General features: G+C 72.5%; 16 protein-coding genes. 15 read left to right on the top strand and 1 reads right to left on the bottom strand.

Going from position 1 to position 19,307, the window contains the following annotated elements; translation table 11 throughout:
• Positions 1-121 precede the first annotated feature (121 nt).
• Positions 122-2,014 (top strand): S1C family serine protease, encoded by a 1,893-nt coding sequence (locus tag N0B34_RS03020; protein ID WP_263729748.1) that lies wholly within the window; start codon positions 122-124, stop codon positions 2,012-2,014.
• Positions 2,015-2,103: 89 nt separating this feature from the next.
• Here N0B34_RS03020 and N0B34_RS03015 read toward each other — a convergent pair whose 3' ends face one another.
• A complete protein-coding gene (locus N0B34_RS03015; protein WP_263729747.1) occupies positions 2,104-3,471 on the bottom strand; it encodes an isochorismate synthase MenF in 1,368 nt (455 codons plus the stop codon).
• Between the two features lie 122 nt (positions 3,472-3,593).
• On the opposite strand from N0B34_RS03015, the gene N0B34_RS03010 reads away from it, so the two are divergent.
• The 14 genes from N0B34_RS03010 to nuoL all read left to right on the top strand — a co-directional run bounded on the left by N0B34_RS03010 (position 3,594) and on the right by nuoL (position 19,292).
• The gene (locus N0B34_RS03010; RefSeq protein WP_263729746.1) at positions 3,594-4,298 is read left to right on the top strand and encodes a demethylmenaquinone methyltransferase; all 705 of its coding nucleotides are present in this window, start codon (positions 3,594-3,596) and stop codon (positions 4,296-4,298) included.
• Positions 4,299-4,492: 194 nt separating this feature from the next.
• Positions 4,493-5,767, top strand: a complete 1,275-nt coding sequence (locus N0B34_RS03005) for a geranylgeranyl reductase family protein (protein ID WP_263729745.1) — start codon at positions 4,493-4,495, stop codon at positions 5,765-5,767.
• 64 nt (positions 5,768-5,831) lie between these two features.
• Entirely contained in the window at positions 5,832-6,194 is a 363-nt protein-coding gene (locus tag N0B34_RS03000) for an NADH-quinone oxidoreductase subunit A (protein ID WP_263729744.1), read from the top strand.
• A 63-nt stretch (positions 6,195-6,257) separates the two neighbouring features.
• Positions 6,258-6,812 (top strand): NuoB/complex I 20 kDa subunit family protein, encoded by a 555-nt coding sequence (locus tag N0B34_RS02995; protein ID WP_263729743.1) that lies wholly within the window; start codon positions 6,258-6,260, stop codon positions 6,810-6,812.
• A gap of 236 nt (positions 6,813-7,048) precedes the next feature.
• The gene (locus N0B34_RS02990) at positions 7,049-7,750 is read left to right on the top strand and encodes an NADH-quinone oxidoreductase subunit C (protein ID WP_412175692.1); all 702 of its coding nucleotides are present in this window, start codon (positions 7,049-7,051) and stop codon (positions 7,748-7,750) included.
• Complete coding sequence (locus N0B34_RS02985; protein WP_412175688.1) at positions 7,747-9,114, top strand: NADH-quinone oxidoreductase subunit D; 1,368 nt, start codon at positions 7,747-7,749, stop codon at positions 9,112-9,114. Before N0B34_RS02990 ends, N0B34_RS02985 begins: the two co-directional genes overlap by 4 nt.
• Positions 9,114-9,896: an NADH-quinone oxidoreductase subunit NuoE gene (nuoE, locus tag N0B34_RS02980; protein ID WP_263729741.1), complete on the top strand. Its 783-nt coding sequence runs from the start codon at positions 9,114-9,116 to the stop codon at positions 9,894-9,896. The genes N0B34_RS02985 and nuoE overlap by 1 nt, the downstream gene beginning before the upstream one ends.
• Positions 9,893-11,230 carry an NADH-quinone oxidoreductase subunit NuoF gene (gene nuoF / locus N0B34_RS02975; protein WP_263729894.1) on the top strand — a complete coding sequence of 446 codons (1,338 nt, stop codon included), beginning with the start codon at positions 9,893-9,895 and terminating at the stop codon, positions 11,228-11,230. Before nuoE ends, nuoF begins: the two co-directional genes overlap by 4 nt.
• Entirely contained in the window at positions 11,230-13,845 is a 2,616-nt protein-coding gene (locus tag N0B34_RS02970) for an NADH-quinone oxidoreductase subunit G (protein WP_263729740.1), read from the top strand. The genes nuoF and N0B34_RS02970 overlap by 1 nt, the downstream gene beginning before the upstream one ends.
• Positions 13,842-15,188, top strand: coding sequence for an NADH-quinone oxidoreductase subunit NuoH (gene nuoH, locus N0B34_RS02965; protein WP_263729739.1), 1,347 nt, complete (start codon positions 13,842-13,844; stop codon positions 15,186-15,188). Before N0B34_RS02970 ends, nuoH begins: the two co-directional genes overlap by 4 nt.
• Before the next feature lie 172 nt (positions 15,189-15,360).
• Complete coding sequence (nuoI, locus tag N0B34_RS02960) at positions 15,361-16,041, top strand: NADH-quinone oxidoreductase subunit NuoI (protein ID WP_263729893.1); 681 nt, start codon at positions 15,361-15,363, stop codon at positions 16,039-16,041.
• Positions 16,038-17,024, top strand: coding sequence for an NADH-quinone oxidoreductase subunit J (locus N0B34_RS02955; RefSeq protein WP_263729738.1), 987 nt, complete (start codon positions 16,038-16,040; stop codon positions 17,022-17,024). The genes nuoI and N0B34_RS02955 overlap by 4 nt, the downstream gene beginning before the upstream one ends.
• Positions 17,021-17,320 carry an NADH-quinone oxidoreductase subunit NuoK gene (nuoK, locus tag N0B34_RS02950; protein ID WP_263729737.1) on the top strand — a complete coding sequence of 100 codons (300 nt, stop codon included), beginning with the start codon at positions 17,021-17,023 and terminating at the stop codon, positions 17,318-17,320. The genes N0B34_RS02955 and nuoK overlap by 4 nt, the downstream gene beginning before the upstream one ends.
• A gap of 19 nt (positions 17,321-17,339) precedes the next feature.
• The gene (nuoL, locus tag N0B34_RS02945; protein WP_412175687.1) at positions 17,340-19,292 is read left to right on the top strand and encodes an NADH-quinone oxidoreductase subunit L; all 1,953 of its coding nucleotides are present in this window, start codon (positions 17,340-17,342) and stop codon (positions 19,290-19,292) included.
• The last annotated feature ends 15 nt before the right edge of the window (positions 19,293-19,307 follow it).

Raw genomic sequence — 19,307 nt, 5'->3', positions numbered from 1 at the left:
TGTGGGCGCCGTGCGGCAGGATCGTCGCCGGACACATGCCGAACTCGCAGCGGATTCCCAGGTTCGGTGGAGGCTCTCTCCAGCGCGAGGACGTCTCATGGTCGTGACAAGGAGGGGACCCATGACCACCACTGATTCGCCCGGACCCGACGGGACCGACCGCCCCGAGGGCGCGCAGCAGCCGCCGGCGGACCAGGGACCGCAGGGGACGGCCGACGCAGGCGAGGAGCCGACGGCCCAGCCGGAGCACCCGCAGGCCGCGGACACCCAGGCGCTGCCCGTCGAGCACCCCACGCAGCCGCTGCCCACCTCGGCGCAGCCGCCCACGGCGCCCACGGCGCAGCAGCCCACGGCGTCGCAGGCGCCGGTGCCGCCGCAGGCCGGCCACAGCTACCCGATCCGCAGCTACGGCACCCCGTACCCCGGCCAGCCGGGCCAGCAGCCGTACGGCGGCCCCGCACAGCCCGGCCAGCAGCCGTACCCGCCCGTCGCGGGTCGGCCCTACGCCCAGCCGTACGGCGCCCAGCCGTACCCGGGCCAGGCGCCCGGACAGCCCTACGGCGGTCAGTCCTACCCGGGTCAGTCCTACCCGGGTCAGGCGTACCCGGGTCAGACGTACCCCGGTCAGCCCTACCCGTCGCAGGGCACCGGCCAGCCGTACGCCGGCTTCGACCCGTACGCCGGTCCGGGTCAGCCGACCGGCACGGCCGAGGCGGCCGAGGTCGACCCGAACGCCCCCCGCGGCAGCGCGGCGCGACGGCGCTGGCTGCCGCTGGTCGCGACGCTGGTCGTGGTGCTGCTCCTCGCCATCGGCGCGGTCGCCGTGGCATCGCGGGGCGGTTCGCGCAGCACGGCGGGCGGATCGCACCCGGCGTCGCTGGCGACCATCGGGCACTCGGGCTCGAGCTCCGTGCCGGTGTCCGGCTCGAGCTCCCAGAACCCGAACTGGCCGGCCGTGGTGCAGGCGGTGCACTCGTCCGTGGTGGCCATCTCCGTCACCACCGCGTCGGGTCAGGCCGAGGGGTCGGGCGTGATCATCGACTCCAAGGCGCACGTGCTCACCAACGACCACGTCGTCTCCGGAGCCCAGAACAACACCGTCCAGGTGACGCTCGACGACGGCCGGCTGTTCGAGGCGACCATCGTCGGCACGGACCCGACCACCGACCTGGCCGTCGTGCAGCTGAAGAACGCGCCGAACGACCTGACCGTCGCCCAGTTCGGCGACTCCGACAAGGTGGCGGTCGGCCAGGCGGTGATGGCGGTCGGCAACCCGCTCGGCCTGGCCAACACCGTCACCACGGGCATCGTGTCCGCCGTCGACCGCCCGGTGTCCACGTCCGAGTCGGGCGGGCAGCCGGTGGTGACCAACGCCATCCAGATCGACGCCGCGATCAACCCCGGCAACTCCGGCGGACCGCTGTTCGACGCCCAGGGCCAGGTGATCGGCATCACCTCGTCCATCGCCACCACGTCGAGCCAGTCCGGCTCGATCGGTCTGGGCTTCGCCATCCCGGTGAACCTGATGAAGAACATCGCGGCGCAGCTGATCGACTCCGGCTCCGCCAAGCACGCTTTCCTGGGGGTCAGCCTCAAGGACGGCACGGCCACGGCCGACGGGGTCACCCGCCGTGGTGCCGCGGTCCAGTCGGTCAGCTCCGGCTCCCCGGCTGCGAACGCCGGCATCCAGAACGGTGACGTGATCGTCGCCATCGACAACAACCCGACCGGCGGCGCCGAGTCGCTGACGGCCTTCGTGCGGGCGATGACCTCCGGTCAGCAGGCCACCCTGACGGTGGTCCGTAACGGCAAGGCGATGGACGTCAAGGTCACCCTGGCCACCAAGCAGGAGACCGCCACCCAGAACGGCTCCGGCTCGGGTTCGAACGGCTCCAACGGATCGAACCGGTCCAACGGCTCGACCGCCCCGGGCAACCTCAGCCCCGAGCAGCTGTGGCAGTGGCTGCAGCAGCAGGGCGGCGGCACCGGCGGGAGCAGCCCCAACCAGGGCTGACGCTCGTCAGCACCACGGACGGGCCGGTCCCGGGGTTCAGCACCCGGGGCCGGCCCGTCGTCGTCGGATCCTCGTCCGCCCTGCCGTGGTCAGTCCGAGCCGAGCGCCCAGCGCATCGGCACCAGCTTCGCCTCCGACTCGGCGAGCTCTGCCGCCGGGTCGGACGCCGCGACCACACCGCACCCGGCGAACAGCCGCACCCGCCGCGGGTCGTCCGGGTCCACCCGCCCGGACCGCAGCGCGATGCCCCACTCGCCGTCGCCGTCGGCACCGAACCACCCGACCGGCCCGGCGTACCGACCCCGGTCCATCCCCTCGATGCGCCGGATGAGCGCTCCCGCCGCCTGCGTGGGCGTGCCGCACACCGCGGCCGTCGGGTGCAGCGCCGCCGCCAGTGCGAGCGACGAGGGGTGCGGACGTCCGTCGGTCGGCGTCGCGAGCACGCCGGTCACGTCGGAGGCGAGGTGCAGCACGTTCGGCAGCGACAGCACGAAGGGCACGTCCGGCACGTTGCTGGACGAGCAGAACGGCGCCAGCGCCCGGGCCACCGAGGCGACCGCGTACTCGTGCTCCTCGAGGTCCTTCGAGGAGTGCGCGAGGATCGCCGCGCGGGCCATGTCGGCTGCGTCGTCCCCGGTGCGCCGGATGGTCCCGGCCAGCACGCGGGAGGTGACCAGCCCCTGGTCGGAGCGCACCAGCAGCTCGGGCGTCGCCCCCACCATGCCGTCCACGCTGAACGTCCAGCACGACGTGTAGCGCCGCGCCAGCCGCTGCAGCAGCCAGCGCACGTCCACCGGCTCCTCGGCGGTCGCCTCGACGTCCCGCGCCAGCACCACCTTGTCCACCTCGCCGGCGCGGATCGCGGCGACACCGGCGCTGACGACGTCCGGCCACTGCTGCGCCGGCACCGCGCCCTCGGCGTACGTCACCGCCCCCGGCGACCGCGGCTGCTCACCGGCGCCGTCCGCCGCGACGTCGGCCAGCCGCGGCGCCGCGCCGAGATGGCCGCCGGTCGTCAGCGTCGTCAGCCATGCCCGGCCGTCCCGTCGCCCGACCACCACCTGCGGCACCACGACCACGCCGCCGGCGGGGGAGTCGTCGTCGAAGGCGAACGAGCCGAACGCCACCGGACCGGTCCCCGGCAGCCGCACCTCGTCGCGCACCACGGCGTGCGCGAGCACCTGGTGCCAGGCGCGCTCGGCGTCGGCGAACCGGTCCGGCCCGTGCACCTCCACTCGCATCGCCTCGCCCCACGCGACCAGCCCGTCGCCGCGCCGCACCCACGCGAGAGGGGCCTGGGTGGGTAGCAGAGCCAGCAGGTCGGCCGCACGATCGGCGAGGTCGCCGGCGGCGGACGGCGCCCCGAGCCCGGGTGGCTGCGCCAGGTCGTCGAGCGGGACGGTCCGCACCACCAGCGGGAGGGACGGCGCGGACGGCGCCGAGGACGTGATGCTCATCGCCCGTCAGCGTAGGTGCTGGCGCACCGCACCCGCGCACGGGGGCCCGGCTCCCACGTCGGGGCACGACCGCCACGCCCCACGCCGCCGGTCCCGTCAGCCGGACCTGCGACGATGTCTCCATGCCCCGTGCCAGCCTGGACAAGCAGACCCACGACGTCGCGGCGATGTTCGACGCCGTCGCGCACCGCTACGACCTGACCAACGACGTGCTCTCGATGGGTCAGGACCGGCTGTGGCGGCGCGCCACCCTCGACGCCGTCGGGGCGCAGCGCGGCGACACGGTGCTCGACCTGGCCACCGGCACCGGCACGTCGGCCGAGCCGCTCGCCGACCGCGGGGTGCGCGTGGTGGCGTGCGACCTGTCGCTCGGCATGCTGACCGAGGGGCGCCGCCGCCGTCCCGACCTGGCGTTCGTCAACGGGGACGCGCTGGCCCTGCCGTTCGCGGACGGCTCCTTCGACGCGGTGACGATGTCGTTCGGGCTGCGCAACGTCCCGGACGTCGACACGGCGCTCGCGGAGCTGCTGCGGGTCACCCGGCCGGGGGGCCGCCTGGTGGTCTGCGAGTTCAGCCGCCCAACCAACCCGGTGTTCCGGGCGGTCTACACGCAGTACCTGGTCCGGGCGCTGCCCAGGGTCGCGGCGGCCGTCGCCAAGGAGTCCGACGCCTACACGTACCTGGCGGACACGATCCAGGCGTGGCCGGACCAGGCGGCCCTGGGCCGGCAGATCAAGCGGGCCGGATGGTCGAAGGTGGCGTACCGCAACCTCTCGGGGGGCATCGTGGCGCTGCACCGGGCCACGCGGCCGGAGGACGCATCGTGACCCTTCCAGTCGTGGACGGAGCCTCGAGGCCGGCCACCCCCGCACCGCGTCATCGCAGGTAAAGAGGGGTAACCGGGACCACCGTCCCGCTCCAGACCCTCAAGTAAGCCAAGCCTTCGCAGACATGCCCAGAGGCGCTGGTTACACTCGCCGGGGGTCGCACGTGAACATCGTCACAAGATGGGGACTTCGTGGTGGACGCAGCACACGATGACGCGGACGTCGTCGTCGTCGGCGCCGGTCCCGCAGGGTCCTCGACGGCCTTCTGGGCCGCCTCCGCAGGCCTCGACGTGCTGCTCCTGGACAAGGCGACGTTCCCCCGCGACAAGGTCTGCGGCGACGGGCTGACCCCCCGCGCCGTCGCGGAGCTGGTCCGCATGGGCGTGCCGCTGCGCGAGCAGGACGGCTGGATCCGCAACCGCGGCCTGCGCGTGCACGGCGGCGGTCACACGATCGAGCTGCCGTGGCCGGAGCTGTCCAGCTACCCGTCCTACGGCCTCGCCAAGGCGCGCACCAGCCTCGACGCGCTGCTGGTCGACCACGCCCGCGCTGCCGGTGCCAAGGTCCTCGAGGGCACGCGCGTGACGGGCCCGGTGCACGACGAGCGGACCGGCCGCGTCGTCGGCGTCAGCGCCCGTACCGCGGACGGCAGCGAGACCACGTACCGCGCGCCGGTGGTCGTCGCCGCCGACGGCGTCTCGTCCCGCCTGGCCACCGCGCTGGGGCGCACCACCCGACCGGACCGCCCCATGGGGGTGGCCGTCCGCACCTACTTCCGTTCCCCCCGCCACGACGACCCGTGGATGGAGTCCCACCTCGAGCTGTGGGACGGCGAACCCGGCACGAGCAACCTGATGCCCGGCTACGGCTGGATCTTCGCCCTCGGCGACGGGACCGTGAACGTCGGCCTCGGCTCGGTCAGCTCCACGAACGCCGCCACCAAGGTCGACTACAAGGCGCTGTTCGCCACCTGGATGGCCAACACCCCGCCCGAGTGGGGGTTCACCCCCGAGAACCAGCTCGGTCCCGTGCGTGGCGCCGCCCTGCCGATGGGCTTCAACCGCGGTCCGCTGTACGGCAACGGCGTGCTGCTGGCCGGCGACGCCGCGGGGATGGTGAGCCCGTTCAACGGCGAGGGCATCGCGTACGGCCTGCAGGCGGGCCGGGTGGCGGCCGACGCGATCGCGCAGGGGCTCGCCCGGGGCTCCGCCGCCGGGCGCGAGCGCGCGCTCGCCTCCTACCAGTCCCGCATGAAGGACGACCTCGGCGGGTACTACACGCTGGGGCGTACGTTCGTCCGGCTGATCGAGCACCCCGAGGTCATGCGCGTCTGCACGCGTTACGGTCTGCCCCGGCCGCTCGTCATGCGCTTCACGCTCAAGCTGCTCTCGGACTGCTACGAGCCGCACGGCGGCGACGTGGTGGACCGCGTCATCGCCGGGCTGGCGAGGATGGCCCCGGCAGCATGAACCACCGTCTTTCCGCACATCCCGCACGGCATCACGTACGGCCCCGGTCGAGGAGGGCTCACCGATGAACAACCCCTACGTCCCGCTGCTGTGGATGATGGCGATCGCCGCCGTCATGGCGCTCGGCGGCGTCGGAGCCTCCGCGATCCTGGGCCCCAAGCGGTACAACCGCGCCAAGCTCGAGGCCTACGAGTGCGGCATCCAGCCCACCCCGCACGCCGTCGGCGGCGGCCGGTTCCCGGTGAAGTACTACCTGGTCGCGATGACGTTCATCATCTTCGACATCGAGGTGGTCTTCCTCTACCCGTGGGCCGTGACGTTCACCGAGCTCGCGATGTTCGGGCTGATCGCGATGCTCGGGTTCCTCGCGCTGATCACGGTGCCGTTCGTCTACGAGTGGCGGCGGGGCGGGTTCGAGTGGGACTGACCCCCGCCCCGGCAGGCACGGCAGGCACGCGCACGACGACGACGATGGGAAGGGAGGCCTGAGATGGGTCTGGAGGAGGGCGCACCCCAGGGGTTCCTGCTGACGTCCGTCGAGACGCTCGTCGGCTACTTCCGCAAGGCGTCGCTGTGGCCGGTGACGTTCGGCCTGGCCTGCTGCGCGATCGAGATGATGGCGACCGGCGGTCCGCGGTTCGACATCTCGCGGTTCGGCATGGAGGTGTTCCGGGCCTCGCCGCGGCAGTCGGACCTGATGATCGTCGCCGGCCGGGTCAGCCAGAAGATGGCGCCGGTGGTGCGGCAGGTCTACGACCAGATGCCCGAGCCGAAGTGGGTGCTGTCGATGGGCGTGTGCGCCTCGTCGGGCGGCATGTTCAACAACTACGCGATCGTGCAGGGCGTCGACCACATCGTCCCGGTGGACATCTACCTGCCCGGCTGCCCGCCCCGCCCGGAGATGCTGATCCACGCGATCCTCGCGCTGCACGAGCAGATCCAGAACTCCCCGCTCGGCGTGGACCGCAAGGAGGCGGCCGCCGCCGCCGAGCGCGCCGCCCTGGCGGCCACCCCCACCTCCCACATGACGGGTCTGCTGCGATGACGCCGCCGAAGAAGAAGGACGTCCCCGGCGACGCCGAGGTCGGCACCACCCCGCCGGACACCCGCGCACCCGTCGAGGTCCCGAAGGACGCGACCCGCGACGAGCCGGCGACCCCCGCGCCGACGGGGGAGAAGGCCGACGCCGCGAACGCCGCGAAGCCCGGCGAGGCCACCACCCCGGCCGCCGCCGCCGCGCAGGCCACGTCGGCCGCCACGGCCGAGGCCGGTGCCGCCAACATCCCCGCGACGACGGTCGCCGTGCCGGCGGGCACCCCGACGCTCGAGGTCGTCGACGTCCGGCACGGCATGTTCGGCGTGCACGGTTCGGGTGACACCTCCGGCTACGGCGGCCTGGTCGCCACGGTGGCGCTCCCCGGCCCGAGCGAGCGGCCGTACGGCGGCTGGTTCGACGAGGTGGTCGACGTGCTGACCGAGGTGCTCGACGAGTCCGGCACCGGCTTCGCCAACGCCGTCGAGAGCGTCGTCGTCGACCGCGGCGAGCTGACCCTCAACGTGCGGCGCGAGCACGTGCACGAGGTGGCCCAGGCGCTGCGTGACGACCCGGACCTGCGGTTCGAGGTCTCCCTCGGGGTCAGCGGCGTGCACTACCCGCACGACACCGACCGCGAGCTGCACGCCGTCTACCACGTGGTGTCGGTGACCCACGGCCGGCGCCTCCGCTTCGAGGTCGCCGCCCCGGACGCCGACCCGCACATCCCGTCGACCGTCGACGTGTACCCGGCCAACGACTGGCACGAGCGCGAGACGTTCGACTTCTTCGGCATCGTCTTCGACGGCCACCCGGCGCTCGCGCGCATCGAGATGCCGGACGACTGGCCGGGCCACCCGCAGCGCAAGGACTACCCGCTCGGTGGCATCCCGGTCGAGTACAAGGGCGCGACAACCCCGCCCCCGGACCAGCGGAGGTCGTACACGTGAGCACGCAGGCACCGCACCGGCCGGGCGTCCCGCACGCCACCGGGCACATCGTCGACGACCAGACCGCCGGCATCCCCACCTTCGAGGCGTCCGGCGGCGACTGGTCGGACATCGCGGAGGAGGCTGCTCGCCTCGGCGAGGAGCGCATCGTCGTCAACATGGGCCCCCAGCACCCGTCGACCCACGGTGTGCTCCGGCTCATGCTCGAGATCGAGGGCGAGACGGTCACCGAGGCCCGCGCAGGTATCGGCTACCTGCACACGGGCATCGAGAAGAACATGGAGTTCCGCACCTGGACCCAGGGCGTGACCTTCTGCACCCGGATGGACTACCTCGCGCCCCTGTTCCAGGAGGCGGCGTTCTGCCTGGCGACCGAGAAGCTGCTCGGCATCACGGACGACGTGCCGGAGAAGGCCTCCGTCATCCGCGTGCTGATGATGGAGCTGAACCGGATCGCGTCCCACCTGGTCTGTCTCGGCACCGGCGGCAACGAGCTCGGCGCCACCACGATCATGACGCTGGGCTTCCAGGCCCGCGAGGAGATCCTGCAGATCTTCGAGCTGATCACCGGCCTGCGGATGAACCACGCGTACATCCGTCCGGGCGGCGTGGTGCAGGACATCCCGCCGGGGTCGATCGACACCATCCGCGAGGCGCTGGTGGGCGTCCGGCACTACCTCGGTCAGCTGCAGAAGCTGATGCTGGCCAACCCGATCCTCAAGGCGCGGCTCGTCGGCGTCGGCTACCTGAACCTCGCCGGCTGCACGGCGCTCGCGCTGACCGGCCCCGTGCTGCGGTCCGCCGGACTCCCGTACGACGTCCGCAAGGCGGCCCCGTACAGCGGGTACGAGACGTACGACTTCGACGTGCCGACCGGCACGGGCGCCGACGCCTGGGACCGGATGATCGTCCGGTTCGAGGAGTGCTGGCAGTCGATCCACATCGTCGAGCAGACGTTGGAGCGGCTGCAGAAGCTGGGCCAGGCTCCCGTGATGGTGGCGGACAAGAAGATCGCCTGGCCGGCGCAGCTCGCCATCGGCACCGACGGCATGGGCAACTCGCTGGACCACATCAAGGAGATCATGGGCACCTCGATGGAGGCCCTGATCCACCACTTCAAGCTGGTCACCGAGGGTTTCCGGGTCCCCGCTGGGCAGGCCTTCGTCTCGGTGGAGCACCCCCGCGGCGAGCTGGGCTGCCACGTCGTCTCCGACGGCGGCACGCGGCCGTACCGGGCCCACTTCCGTGACCCGTCGTTCAACAACCTGCAGGCGGTCTCGGTGATGTGCGAGGGCGGCAACCTGGCCGACGTCGTCGTCTCCGTCGCCTCGCTCGACCCCGTGCTGGGAGGGGTGGACCGCTGATGTCCGCAGACACGACCGGACCCGTGCCGGGCAAGGTCACAGGCGAGGTCACCGGCCGCGTCCACGGCCAGGCGCACCGCGCCGGGTACGACGAGGAGACACGCGCCCGGCTCGCCGCCGACTCCGCGGCGATCATGGCCCGGTACCCGCAGCAGCGCTCGGCGCTGCTGCCGATGCTGCACCTGGTGCAGGCCGAGGACGGGTACGTCAGCCCCCGCGGCATCGCGTTCTGCGCGCAGCAGCTCGGGATCAGCACCGCCGAGGTGTCGGCCGTCGCGACCTTCTACACGCAGTACAAGCGGCACCCCAACGGCGACTACACCGTCGGCGTCTGCACCAACACGCTGTGCGCGGTGATGGGTGGCGACGCGATCTGGGAGGAGCTCGAGGAGCACCTCGGCGTCGGCCACGACGAGACGACGGACGACGGCGCCATCACGCTCGAGCGCATCGAGTGCAACGCGGCCTGCGACTACGCACCCGTGGTGATGGTCAACTGGGAGTTCTTCGACAACCAGACGCCGGCCTCCGCCGTCGAGCTGGTGGACACCCTGCAGGCCGGCCGCCCGGTGCACCCCACCCGTGGCGCCGACACCGTGGTGCCGTTCCGCGAGATGAGCCGCGTGCTTGCCGGCTTCCCCGACGGGCGTGCGGACGAGGGCGTCGGCGCCGGACCGGCGACGCTCGTCGGCCTCGAGGTGGCCCACGAGCACGGTTGGGCCGCGGCGCCGTTCGGCGACGAGAAGGGCGCACGTCGCCCGTCCGAGGCGAAGGAGTCCTGATGACCACCCTGACCCCCGTGCTGAGCGCCCACTGGGACGCGGACAAGTCCTGGACGATGGCCACCTACGAGAAGAACGGTGGCTACAAGGGCCTGCGCGCCGCGCTGGCGATGGAGCCGTCCGCGGTGATCGCCGCCGTCAAGGACTCGGGCCTGCGCGGCCGCGGCGGCGCCGGCTTCCCGACCGGGATGAAGTGGAGCTTCCTGCCCGCGCCGGACGGCGGCCCCCGCTACCTCGTCGTCAACGCCGACGAGTCCGAGCCGGGCACCTGCAAGGACATCCCGCTGATGCTCGCCAGCCCGCAGGAGCTGATCGAGGGCATCGCGATCACGTCGTACGCCATCGGCTGCCACCACGCGTTCGTCTACGTGCGCGGCGAGGTGCTGCACGTCGCGCGCCGGCTCCACCAGGCGGTCGCGGAGGCCTACGCCAAGGGCTACCTCGGCAAGAACGTCCTGGGGTCCGGCTTCGACCTCGAGGTCACGGTCCACTCCGGTGCCGGCGCCTACATCTGCGGCGAGGAGACGGCCCTGCTCGACTCGCTCGAGGGCCTGCGCGGTCAGCCGCGCCTGAAGCCGCCGTTCCCGGCGGTCGCCGGCCTGTACGCGCGGCCGACGGTGGTGAACAACGTCGAGACGATCGCCTCCGTGCCGGGCATCCTGCGCGGCGGTGCGTCGTGGTTCACCGCGATGGGCACCGAGCGGTCCACCGGCCACGGCCTGTTCAGCCTCTCGGGGCACGTGCAGCGGCCCGGCCAGTACGAGGCGCCGCTCGGTATCACCCTGCGCGAGCTGCTCGAGCTGGCCGGCGGCGTCCGCGAGGGCCATGAGCTGAAGTTCTGGACCCCGGGCGGCTCGTCGACGCCGATCTTCACCGCCGAGCACCTCGACGTCCCGCTGGACTACGAGTCGGTCGGCAAGGCGGGCTCGATGCTCGGCACCCGCGCACTGCAGATCTTCGACGAGACCACCTCGGTGGTGCGCGCCGTCACGCGGTGGACCGCGTTCTACAAGCACGAGTCCTGCGGCAAGTGCACGCCGTGCCGCGAGGGCACCTACTGGCTGCTCCAGGTGCTCCAGCGCCTCGAGGCCGGTCAGGGCGCCGAGGGCGACATCGAGCTGCTGCTCGACCAGTGCGACAACATCCTCGGCCGCGCCTTCTGCGCGCTCGGTGACGGTGCGACCAGCCCCATCACCAGCGCCGTGAAGTACTTCCGCGAGGAGTTCGAGGCCGGTATGCACACCCCGGCCGACGTCCTGTTCCCCCCGGAGCGCAGCTCCCTGTTCGCGTACACGCCGCGTCCCCGCAAGGCGCAGCTGGCGGGAGTGCACTGATGACCGTCACCTCATCCCGTACCGACGCGGCGACGCCGCTGGTCCCGCCGGCGCCGCCGGCGGCTCCGGAGGTCCCCGCGGCCACGGTGACGTTCAGCATCGACGGCATCGAGACCACCGTGCCCAAGGGCACCCTGGTGATCCGCGCCGCCGAGGAGCTGGGCATCGCGATCCCGCGGTTCTGCGACCACCCGCTGCTCGCGCCCGTCGGCGCCTGCCGGCAGTGCCTGGTCGAGGTCTGGGCGCCCGGCCGGGACGGCAACCTGTCCAAGATGCCGAAGCCGCAGCCGTCGTGCGCCCTCGAGGCGACGCCGGGCATGCAGGTCAAGACGCAGCACACGTCCGCCGAGGCCGACAAGGCCCAGCACGGCGTGATGGAGTTCCTGCTGATCAACCACCCGCTGGACTGCCCGGTCTGCGACAAGGGCGGCGAGTGCCCGCTGCAGAACCAGGCGATGAGCAACGGCCGCGCGACCAGCCGGTTCATCGACGTCAAGCGGACGTATCCCAAGCCGATCAACGTCTCGACGCAGATCCTGCTGGACCGTGAGCGCTGCATCCTGTGCCAGCGCTGCACGCGGTTCTCCGAGGAGGTCGCGGGCGACCCCTTCATCGACCTGCAGATGCGCGGGGCGGTGCAGCAGATCGGCACGTTCGACACGCACGTGCTCGACTTCGCCGGCGAGGCGCCGGCCGGACCGGCCACCCTGGACGTCAGCGGCAAGCCGTTCTCGTCGTACTTCTCGGGCAACACGGTGCAGATCTGCCCGGTCGGCGCCCTCACCTCGGCGGCGTACCGCTTCCGCTCCCGCCCGTTCGACCTGGTGTCGACGCCGGGCATCGCCGAGCACGACTCCAACGGTTCCGCGATCCGCATCGACCACCGCCGCGGTGTGGTGCTGCGCCGGCAAGCCGGGGACGACCCGGCGGTGAACCAGGAGTTCATCACCGACAAGGACCGTTTCGCGTTCACCTGGCAGGTGGCCGCCGACCGGCTGACCACCCCGCTGGTGCGCCGCGACGGTGAGCTGGAGCCGGTCAGCTGGCAGGAGGCGCTGGACGTCGCCGCCGACGGGCTGGCCGCGGCGCAGCGTGCCGACGGCACCGCTCACGGCGTTGCCGTGCTCCCCGGCGGCCGCGTCACGCTCGAGGACGCGTACGCCTACTCGAAGTTCGCACGCACCGTGCTGCGCACCAACGACGTGGACCACCGTGCCCGCCCGCACTCGTCGGAGGAGGAGCAGTTCCTCGCCCACGCGGTCGCCGGCCGCACGCTCGAGGTGACGTTCGCGGACCTGGCGGCGGCCCCCGCGGTGCTGCTGGCCGGCCTGGAGGCCGAGGAGGAGGGCGGCATCCTGTTCGTCCGCCTCCGCCAGGCGGTCCGGGCCCGCAAGCAGCGCGTGCTGTCGGTGGCGCCCTTCGCCACCCGCGGTCTCGAGCGGCTGTCCGGCACCCTCCTGCCGGCCGCCCCCGGTACCGAGGCCGAGGTGCTGGACGGCCTGGTCGCCGGCTCGTCCGACTCGCTGCTGTCCGACGCGGCTGCCGCGCTGACCGCCCCGGGAGCCGTGGTGCTCGTCGGCGAGCGGCTCGCGGGAGCACCCGGTGCCCTGTCCGCCGCGCTGCGCCTGGCCGAGCGGACCGGCGCCAAGCTGGCCTGGGTGCCGCGCCGTGCCGGTGAGCGCGGTGCGGTCGAGGCCGGCACGCTGCCGGGCCTGCTGCCGGGTGGCCGTCCGGTGGACGACTCCGCCGCACGCGTCGACCTCGCCGCGGTGTGGGGCGTCGACGGCCTGCCGGCCGAGCGCGGCCGGTCGCTGACGGAGATCCTCGCTGCGGCGGAGGCCGGGCTGCTCGGCGGTCTGGTCGTCGGCGGTCTCGAGCTCGCCGACCTGCCCGACCCGGCGCAGGCGCGCCGGGCGCTGGAGGCGGTCCCGTTCGTCGTGTCGCTCGAGGTGCGCGCCTCCGAGGTGACGGCGCTGGCGGACGTGGTCCTGCCGGTCGCCCCGCCCGTGGAGAAGGCCGGCACCTTCGTCACGTGGGAGGGCCGTCCGCGGCCGTTCCCGCAGGCGCTGGCCAGCCACCAGATGGCCGACCACCGCGTGCTCGACCTGCTGGCCGACGCCCTCGGCGAGCCGCTCGGGCTGCAGACCGTCGCCGCCGTGCACGCCGAGCTCGACCAGCTCGGCGGCTGGGACGGCGCGCGGGTCGCGGCCCCCGCCGTCGACGCCGCGCAGCCGCCGGCCGTGCCCGACGGGTCCGCCGTGCTGGCCACCTGGCACCAGCTGGTCGACGCCGGCCGGCTGCAGACGGGTGAGCCGTTCCTGGCCGGCACCGCCAAGCGGCCGGTCGCCCGCGTGTCCGCCGCCACGGCTGCCGCGGCCGGCGTGGCGGACGGCGGGTCGTTGACCGTCGGCACCGACGCCGGGAGCATCACGCTGCCGGTCCTGGTGACCGACATGCCGGACCGGGTGGTCTGGCTGCCGACCAACTCGGTGGGCAGTGCGGTGCGGGACACGCTGGGGGCGGACGCCGGGGCGGTGGTGCGCCTGAGCGCGGCCGCGCTGGACATCGTCGACGGGGTCACCGCCGACGCGACGGGTGAAGGGGTCACGGCGTGAACGCGCTCAGCGTGGCGGCGGCCGTCGGCGGTGCGCCGACCGGTGCCGACTTCAGTCACGACACGTGGTGGATCTGGGCGATCAAGGCCGTCGCGATCCTCGTGTTCATGCTGCTGTCGGTGCTGTTCGCCATCTGGTTCGAGCGCCGCGTGGTCGGCCGCATGCAGGTGCGCCCCGGCCCCAACGTGCACGGCCCGTTCGGTCTGCTGCAGTCGCTCGCGGACGCGATGAAGCTCCTGGTCAAGGAGGACATCGACGTCTCGGCGGCCGACAAGATCGTCTACCTGGTCGCCCCGATGATCGCGGTGTTCTGCTCGCTGCTCACCTACGCGGTGATCCCGATGGGTCCGCAGGTGAGCATGTTCGGCCACAGCACGCCGCTGCAGCTGACCGACTTCCCGGTGGCGGTGCTGTACATCCTCGCGTGCGCCTCCGTCGGCGTGTACGGCATCGTGCTCGGCGGCTGGTCGTCCAACTCGACGTACCCGCTGCTCGGCTCGGTCCGCTCCACCGCCCAGGTGATCAGCTACGAGCTGGCGATGGGCCTGTCCCTGGTCAGCGTCTTCGTGCTCGCCGGCTCGATGTCGACGTCGCAGATCGTGGACTCCCAGATCCGGGTCTGGTGGTTCCTGCCGCTGCTGCCCGCCTTCGTCATCTACGTGATCTCGATGGTCGGTGAGACCAACCGCCTGCCCTTCGACCTCCCGGAGGCCGAGGGCGAGCTGGTCGGCGGCTACACCACTGAGTACTCCTCGATGAAGTTCGCCTGGTTCTTCCTCGCCGAGTACATCAACATGCTCAACGTCTCGGCCGTCGCCACCACGCTGTTCCTCGGCGGCTGGCGTGCACCGTGGCCCTTGACCGCGATCGACCACGGCGTGCTGAACACCGGCTGGTGGCCGCTGCTGTGGTTCCTCGCCAAGGTCTGGCTGCTGATGTTCTTCTTCGTCTGGGTGCGCGGCACGCTGCTGCGGTTCCGGTACGACCAGTTCATGAAGCTCGGCTGGAAGGTGCTGATCCCGTCCGCCCTGGTGTGGGTGGTCTGCGTGGCCGTCGTCCAGGGCGTGCGCCAGTTCACCCACCTGCAGCTGAGCACCCTGCTCTACGTGCTGGCCGGGCTGGTCGTCGTCGGGCTGATCGTGTCGTTCCTCATCCCGGAGAAGAAGCCCGAGCAGCGCGCCGCACCGGTCAAGGCGTTCGACCCGTACGCCGACGGCTACCCCGTCCCACCGCTGCCCGGTCAGGTGCTGCCGCCCTCGCCGCGCGCCCAGCGCCGGATGGCCGTGCAGACGGCGACCGACGCGACCGCCCCCCAGGTCACGCAGGAGGTGCCCCGTGGCTGAGCCCACCAGGCCGACGCCCAAGAAGCCGACGCCGAAGAAGCAGGGCGCGACGAGCAAGACCCCGGCCGCCCGCCCGACGGCGACGCCGGTCCGTCGACCCGCCGGCACGCCCTCGACCAAGCCCGCCGCGGGCCGCGAGGTCGGCGCCCCGGCCCAGGGCTACACGTCCCGGATGCCGGAGTCGACGGGCCTCCAGGCCGTGCTGGCGCCGGTCGCCGGGTTCGGCGTCACGCTGGCCAACCTGTTCCGGCCCACGGTGACCGAGCAGTACCCGTCGGAGAAGATCCCGCCGAAGCCCCGGTTCCACGGCCGTCACCAGCTCAACCGCTACGCGGACGGCCTGGAGAAGTGCATCGGCTGCGAGCTCTGCGCGTGGGCGTGCCCGGCGGACGCGATCTACGTCGAGGCCGCGGACAACACCCCCGACGAGCAGTACTCGCCGGGGGAGCGGTACGGCCGCGTCTACCAGATCAACTACCTGCGCTGCATCCTCTGCGGGCTGTGCATCGAGGCCTGCCCGACGCGGGCGCTGACCATGACCAACGACTTCGAGCTGGCGGGACCGACCCGTGCCGGGCTCATCTGGGAGAAGCAGGACCTGCTCGCGCCGCTGCGCAACGGGATGCTCTCCTCCCCGCACCCGATGGTGGAGGGCACCACGGACACCGACTACTACAACGGCGCCGTCACCGGCCCCACCGAGCAGCAGGAGGCGTGGGTGACGGAGAACCGGCCCGACGACCCGTCGCTGCCGGCCAACGTCGCCAAGGGCGTGCCGCCGGCACCCCGTGGCGAGACGGCGCAGGCGCAGGCCGACCTCACCGCCGCGGCTACCCGGCAGGGCACCCGATGAGCGCGCTGGCAGCCCTGGTCCCGGCCTCCCTGACGGGCGCAGGGGTCACGACGACGGGCGAGGCGATCCTGTTCTGGACCCTCGGCCCGATCATGGTGATCGCCGCCCTCGGGCTGCTGTTCGCCCGCAAGGCGGTGCACGCGGCGCTGTCCGTCGTCGTGGTGATGATCAGCCTGGCGTTCCTCTACGTCGCGCAGGACGCGGTGTTCCTCGGGGTCGTCCAGGTGGTCGTCTACACCGGCGCCGTGATGATGCTGTTCCTCTTCGTGCTGATGCTGGTCGGCGTCGACACCTCGGACTCGCTGGTGGAGACGCTGCGCGGGCAGCGGGTCGCCGCGCTGCTCGGCGGCCTGGGCCTGGTGGTGGTCCTGGCGGGTGTGGTCGGACGTGCGACGTACGGTCCGGCGAAGGGCCTGACCCAGGCCAACGCCGACTCCAACCCCGTCGAGCTCGCCCGGATCGTCTTCGGCCAGTACGTCTTCGCGTTCGAGGTGGTCGGCGCGCTGCTGGTCACGGCGGCGCTGGGCGCGCTGGTGCTGACCCACCGCCGCCGCCTGACGACCCGCGTGACGCAGAAGGAGCGGGCCGACGCCCGGGTGCGCGACGGCCGCACGCTGACGCCGCTGCCCGCCCCCGGTGTGTACGCCCGGCACAACGCGATGGACGTGCCGGCGCTCGGACCGGACGGTCAGCCGCTCGACGTCTCGGTGCCGCGGGTGCTGCGCGTGCGTGGCCAGGAGGCGGACGCCGCCGAGTACGCCGCGCGCATCGACCGGGTGCTCGCGGGCGGCTGGGCCTCCGGTGGCGGTGCGTTCACCTCGGCCTCCCAGATCGGCCCGACGGGCGGCACCACGCCGCCCGAGGCGGCGGACCACGAGGCGGCCGTCGTCGGTGCTCCGGTACCCGGGGTGCACGCCCCGAGCGGGCCGCAGGACGCCGGCGACGCCACCGTGCAGGACCAGCGGACGGAGCCCAAGCCGTGAGCCTGACCCACTACCTCGTCCTCGCGGCGATCCTGTTCTCCATCGGCGCCCTGACGGTGCTGCTGCGACGCAACTCGATCATCGTGTTCATGGGCGTCGAGCTGATGCTCAACGCGAGCAACCTCGCGCTGGTGACGTTCGCCCGGCTGCACGGCAACCTGACGGGCCAGGTGCTGGCCTTCTTCGTCATGGTGGTCGCCGCCGCCGAGGTGGTCGTCGGGCTCGCCATCATCGTCGCGATCTTCCGCACCCGGCGCTCCGCGTCGGTCGACGACGTCAACCTGCTGAAGAGCTGAGGGCCGGCACGTGCATCTGTTGACCGAACTGGTCGCCTCCGCCTCCCCGGTGGACGGCGGCTCCGTCTCCTACGCCTCGCTGCTGGTGGGCCTGCCGCTGGCGTCCGCCGCCGTGCTGCTCCTGCTCGGCCGGCGTGCCGACCGCTGGGGCCACTGGGTGGGCGTGCTCGCCTCCGGCGCCGCCTTCGTGCTCGGCCTCGTCGCGTTCGTCACGGTGCTCGGCCGCCGCGCCGACCAGCGGGTGCTCGACGTCAAGCTCGGCACCTGGATCGACGCCGGCTCGTTCCACCTGAACGCCGGCCTGCGCGTCGACCCGCTGTCGCTGACGTTCGTGCTGCTGGTGACCTTCGTCGGCACCCTGATCCACGTCTACTCCGTGGCCTACATGGAGCACGACGTCGACCGCCGGCGCTTCTTCGCCTACCTCAACCTCTTCGTCGCGGCGATGCTCCTGCTGGTGCTGGCGGACTCGTACCTGCTGCTGTTCGTCGGCTGGGAGGGCGTCGGCCTGGCGTCCTACCTGCTGATCAGCTTCTGGAACTACCGCCTCGACTACGCGGTAGCCGGCAAGAAGGCGTTCGTCGCCAACCGCATCGGCGACCTGGGCCTGATCATCGGCATGGGCATGATCTTCGCCAAGGTCGGTGCGCTGGACTTCACCACGGTGCACGCCGCGGCGGCGTCCGGGTCGAAGGACACCGCCTTCTGGACCGGCGTCGGGCTGATGCTGCTGCTCGCCGCGTGCGGCAAGTCGGCGCAGTTCCCGCTGCAGTCCTGGCTGGGTGACGCCATGGCCGGCCCGACGCCGGTGTCCGCGCTGATCCACGCGGCGACCATGGTCACGGCCGGGGTCTACCTGGTGGTGCGGTCCAACGCGATCTTCGACGCGGCGCCCACGGCCCGGCTCGTCGTGACGATCGTCGGCGCGATCAGCCTGCTGTTCGGTGCGATCGTCGGCTGCGCGAAGGACGACATCAAGAAGGCGCTGGCCGCCTCGACGATGTCCCAGATCGGCTACATGATCCTGGCCGCCGGCCTCGGCCCGGTCGGGTACGCGTTCGCGATCCTGCACCTGGTGACGCACGGCTTCTTCAAGGCGGGCATGTTCCTCGGTGCCGGTTCCGTGATGCACGCGATGGACGACCAGACGGACATGCGGTTCTTCGGTGGCCTCGCGCGCTCGATGAAGATCACCTGGCTGACGTTCATGGCCGGTGCCCTGGCGATCGTCGGGATGTTCCCGTTCTCCGGGTTCTTCTCCAAGGACCCGATCATCGAGGCGGCGTTCGTGCCGACGGACGGCCAGCCGTGGCGCGCCTGGCTGTTCGGCACGGTGGCGTTGCTCGGCGCCGCGATCACGGCGTTCTACATCGCCCGGCTGTTCTTCATGACCTTCGAGGGCACCAAGCGGTGGACCGACAAGGCCGACGGGTCGCACCAGCACCCGCACGAGGCCCCGGCCCTGATGACCGTGCCGATGATCATCCTGGCCGTCGGCTCGGTGGCGCTCGGTGGCATCCTCGCCACCGGGTCCCGGTTCACGCACTGGCTGGAGCCGGCGGTCGGCGCGACCGACCACGCCGAGCCGGTGATCCCCGCGCCGGTGCTGGTCGCGCTGAGCCTGCTGGTCGTCGTGGTCGGCGTCGTCATCGCCTGGCGCCGGTACGCCGTCGCCGCGGTGCCCACCACGCCGCCGCTCGGCACCACCCTCACGCGGGCCGCCCGCAAGGACCTCTACCAGGACGTCGTCAACGACGGCGTGCTGGTGGTCCCCGGCCAGGTGCTCACCCGGTCCCTCGTGTACGGGGACCGGGCCCTGGTGGACGGCGCCGTGTCCGGCCTCGCCAAGGGGACGGTCGCCACCGGCGACCTCGCCCGCCGTCCACAGACCGGCTACGTCCGCTCCTACGCCTCGACGATGCTCCTGGGCCTGGTCGCCCTGGTGGTCGTCGTCCTGGCCCTGCAGAGCTGACGGGAGAGCAGCGAC

The organism is Cellulomonas sp. SG140, from assembly GCF_025770785.1.
GTDB lineage: Bacteria > Actinomycetota > Actinomycetes > Actinomycetales > Cellulomonadaceae > Cellulomonas.
This window is presented reverse-complemented; position numbering and strand designations above follow the sequence as displayed.

Bases quoted from the DNA above. Each gene is read 5' to 3' on its own strand.
- N0B34_RS03020 (WP_263729748.1), top strand. From the start codon at position 122: ATGACCACCACTGATTCGCCCGGACCCGACGGGACCGACCGCCCCGAG.
- N0B34_RS03015 (WP_263729747.1), bottom strand. From the start codon at position 3,471: ATGAGCATCACGTCCTCGGCGCCGTCCGCGCCGTCCCTCCCGCTGGTG.
- N0B34_RS03010 (WP_263729746.1), top strand. From the start codon at position 3,594: ATGCCCCGTGCCAGCCTGGACAAGCAGACCCACGACGTCGCGGCGATG.
- N0B34_RS03000 (WP_263729744.1), top strand. From the start codon at position 5,832: ATGAACAACCCCTACGTCCCGCTGCTGTGGATGATGGCGATCGCCGCC.
- N0B34_RS02995 (WP_263729743.1), top strand. From the start codon at position 6,258: ATGGGTCTGGAGGAGGGCGCACCCCAGGGGTTCCTGCTGACGTCCGTC.
- nuoE (WP_263729741.1), top strand. From the start codon at position 9,114: ATGTCCGCAGACACGACCGGACCCGTGCCGGGCAAGGTCACAGGCGAG.
- N0B34_RS02970 (WP_263729740.1), top strand. From the start codon at position 11,230: ATGACCGTCACCTCATCCCGTACCGACGCGGCGACGCCGCTGGTCCCG.
- nuoI (WP_263729893.1), top strand. From the start codon at position 15,361: ATGCCGGAGTCGACGGGCCTCCAGGCCGTGCTGGCGCCGGTCGCCGGG.
- N0B34_RS02955 (WP_263729738.1), top strand. From the start codon at position 16,038: ATGAGCGCGCTGGCAGCCCTGGTCCCGGCCTCCCTGACGGGCGCAGGG.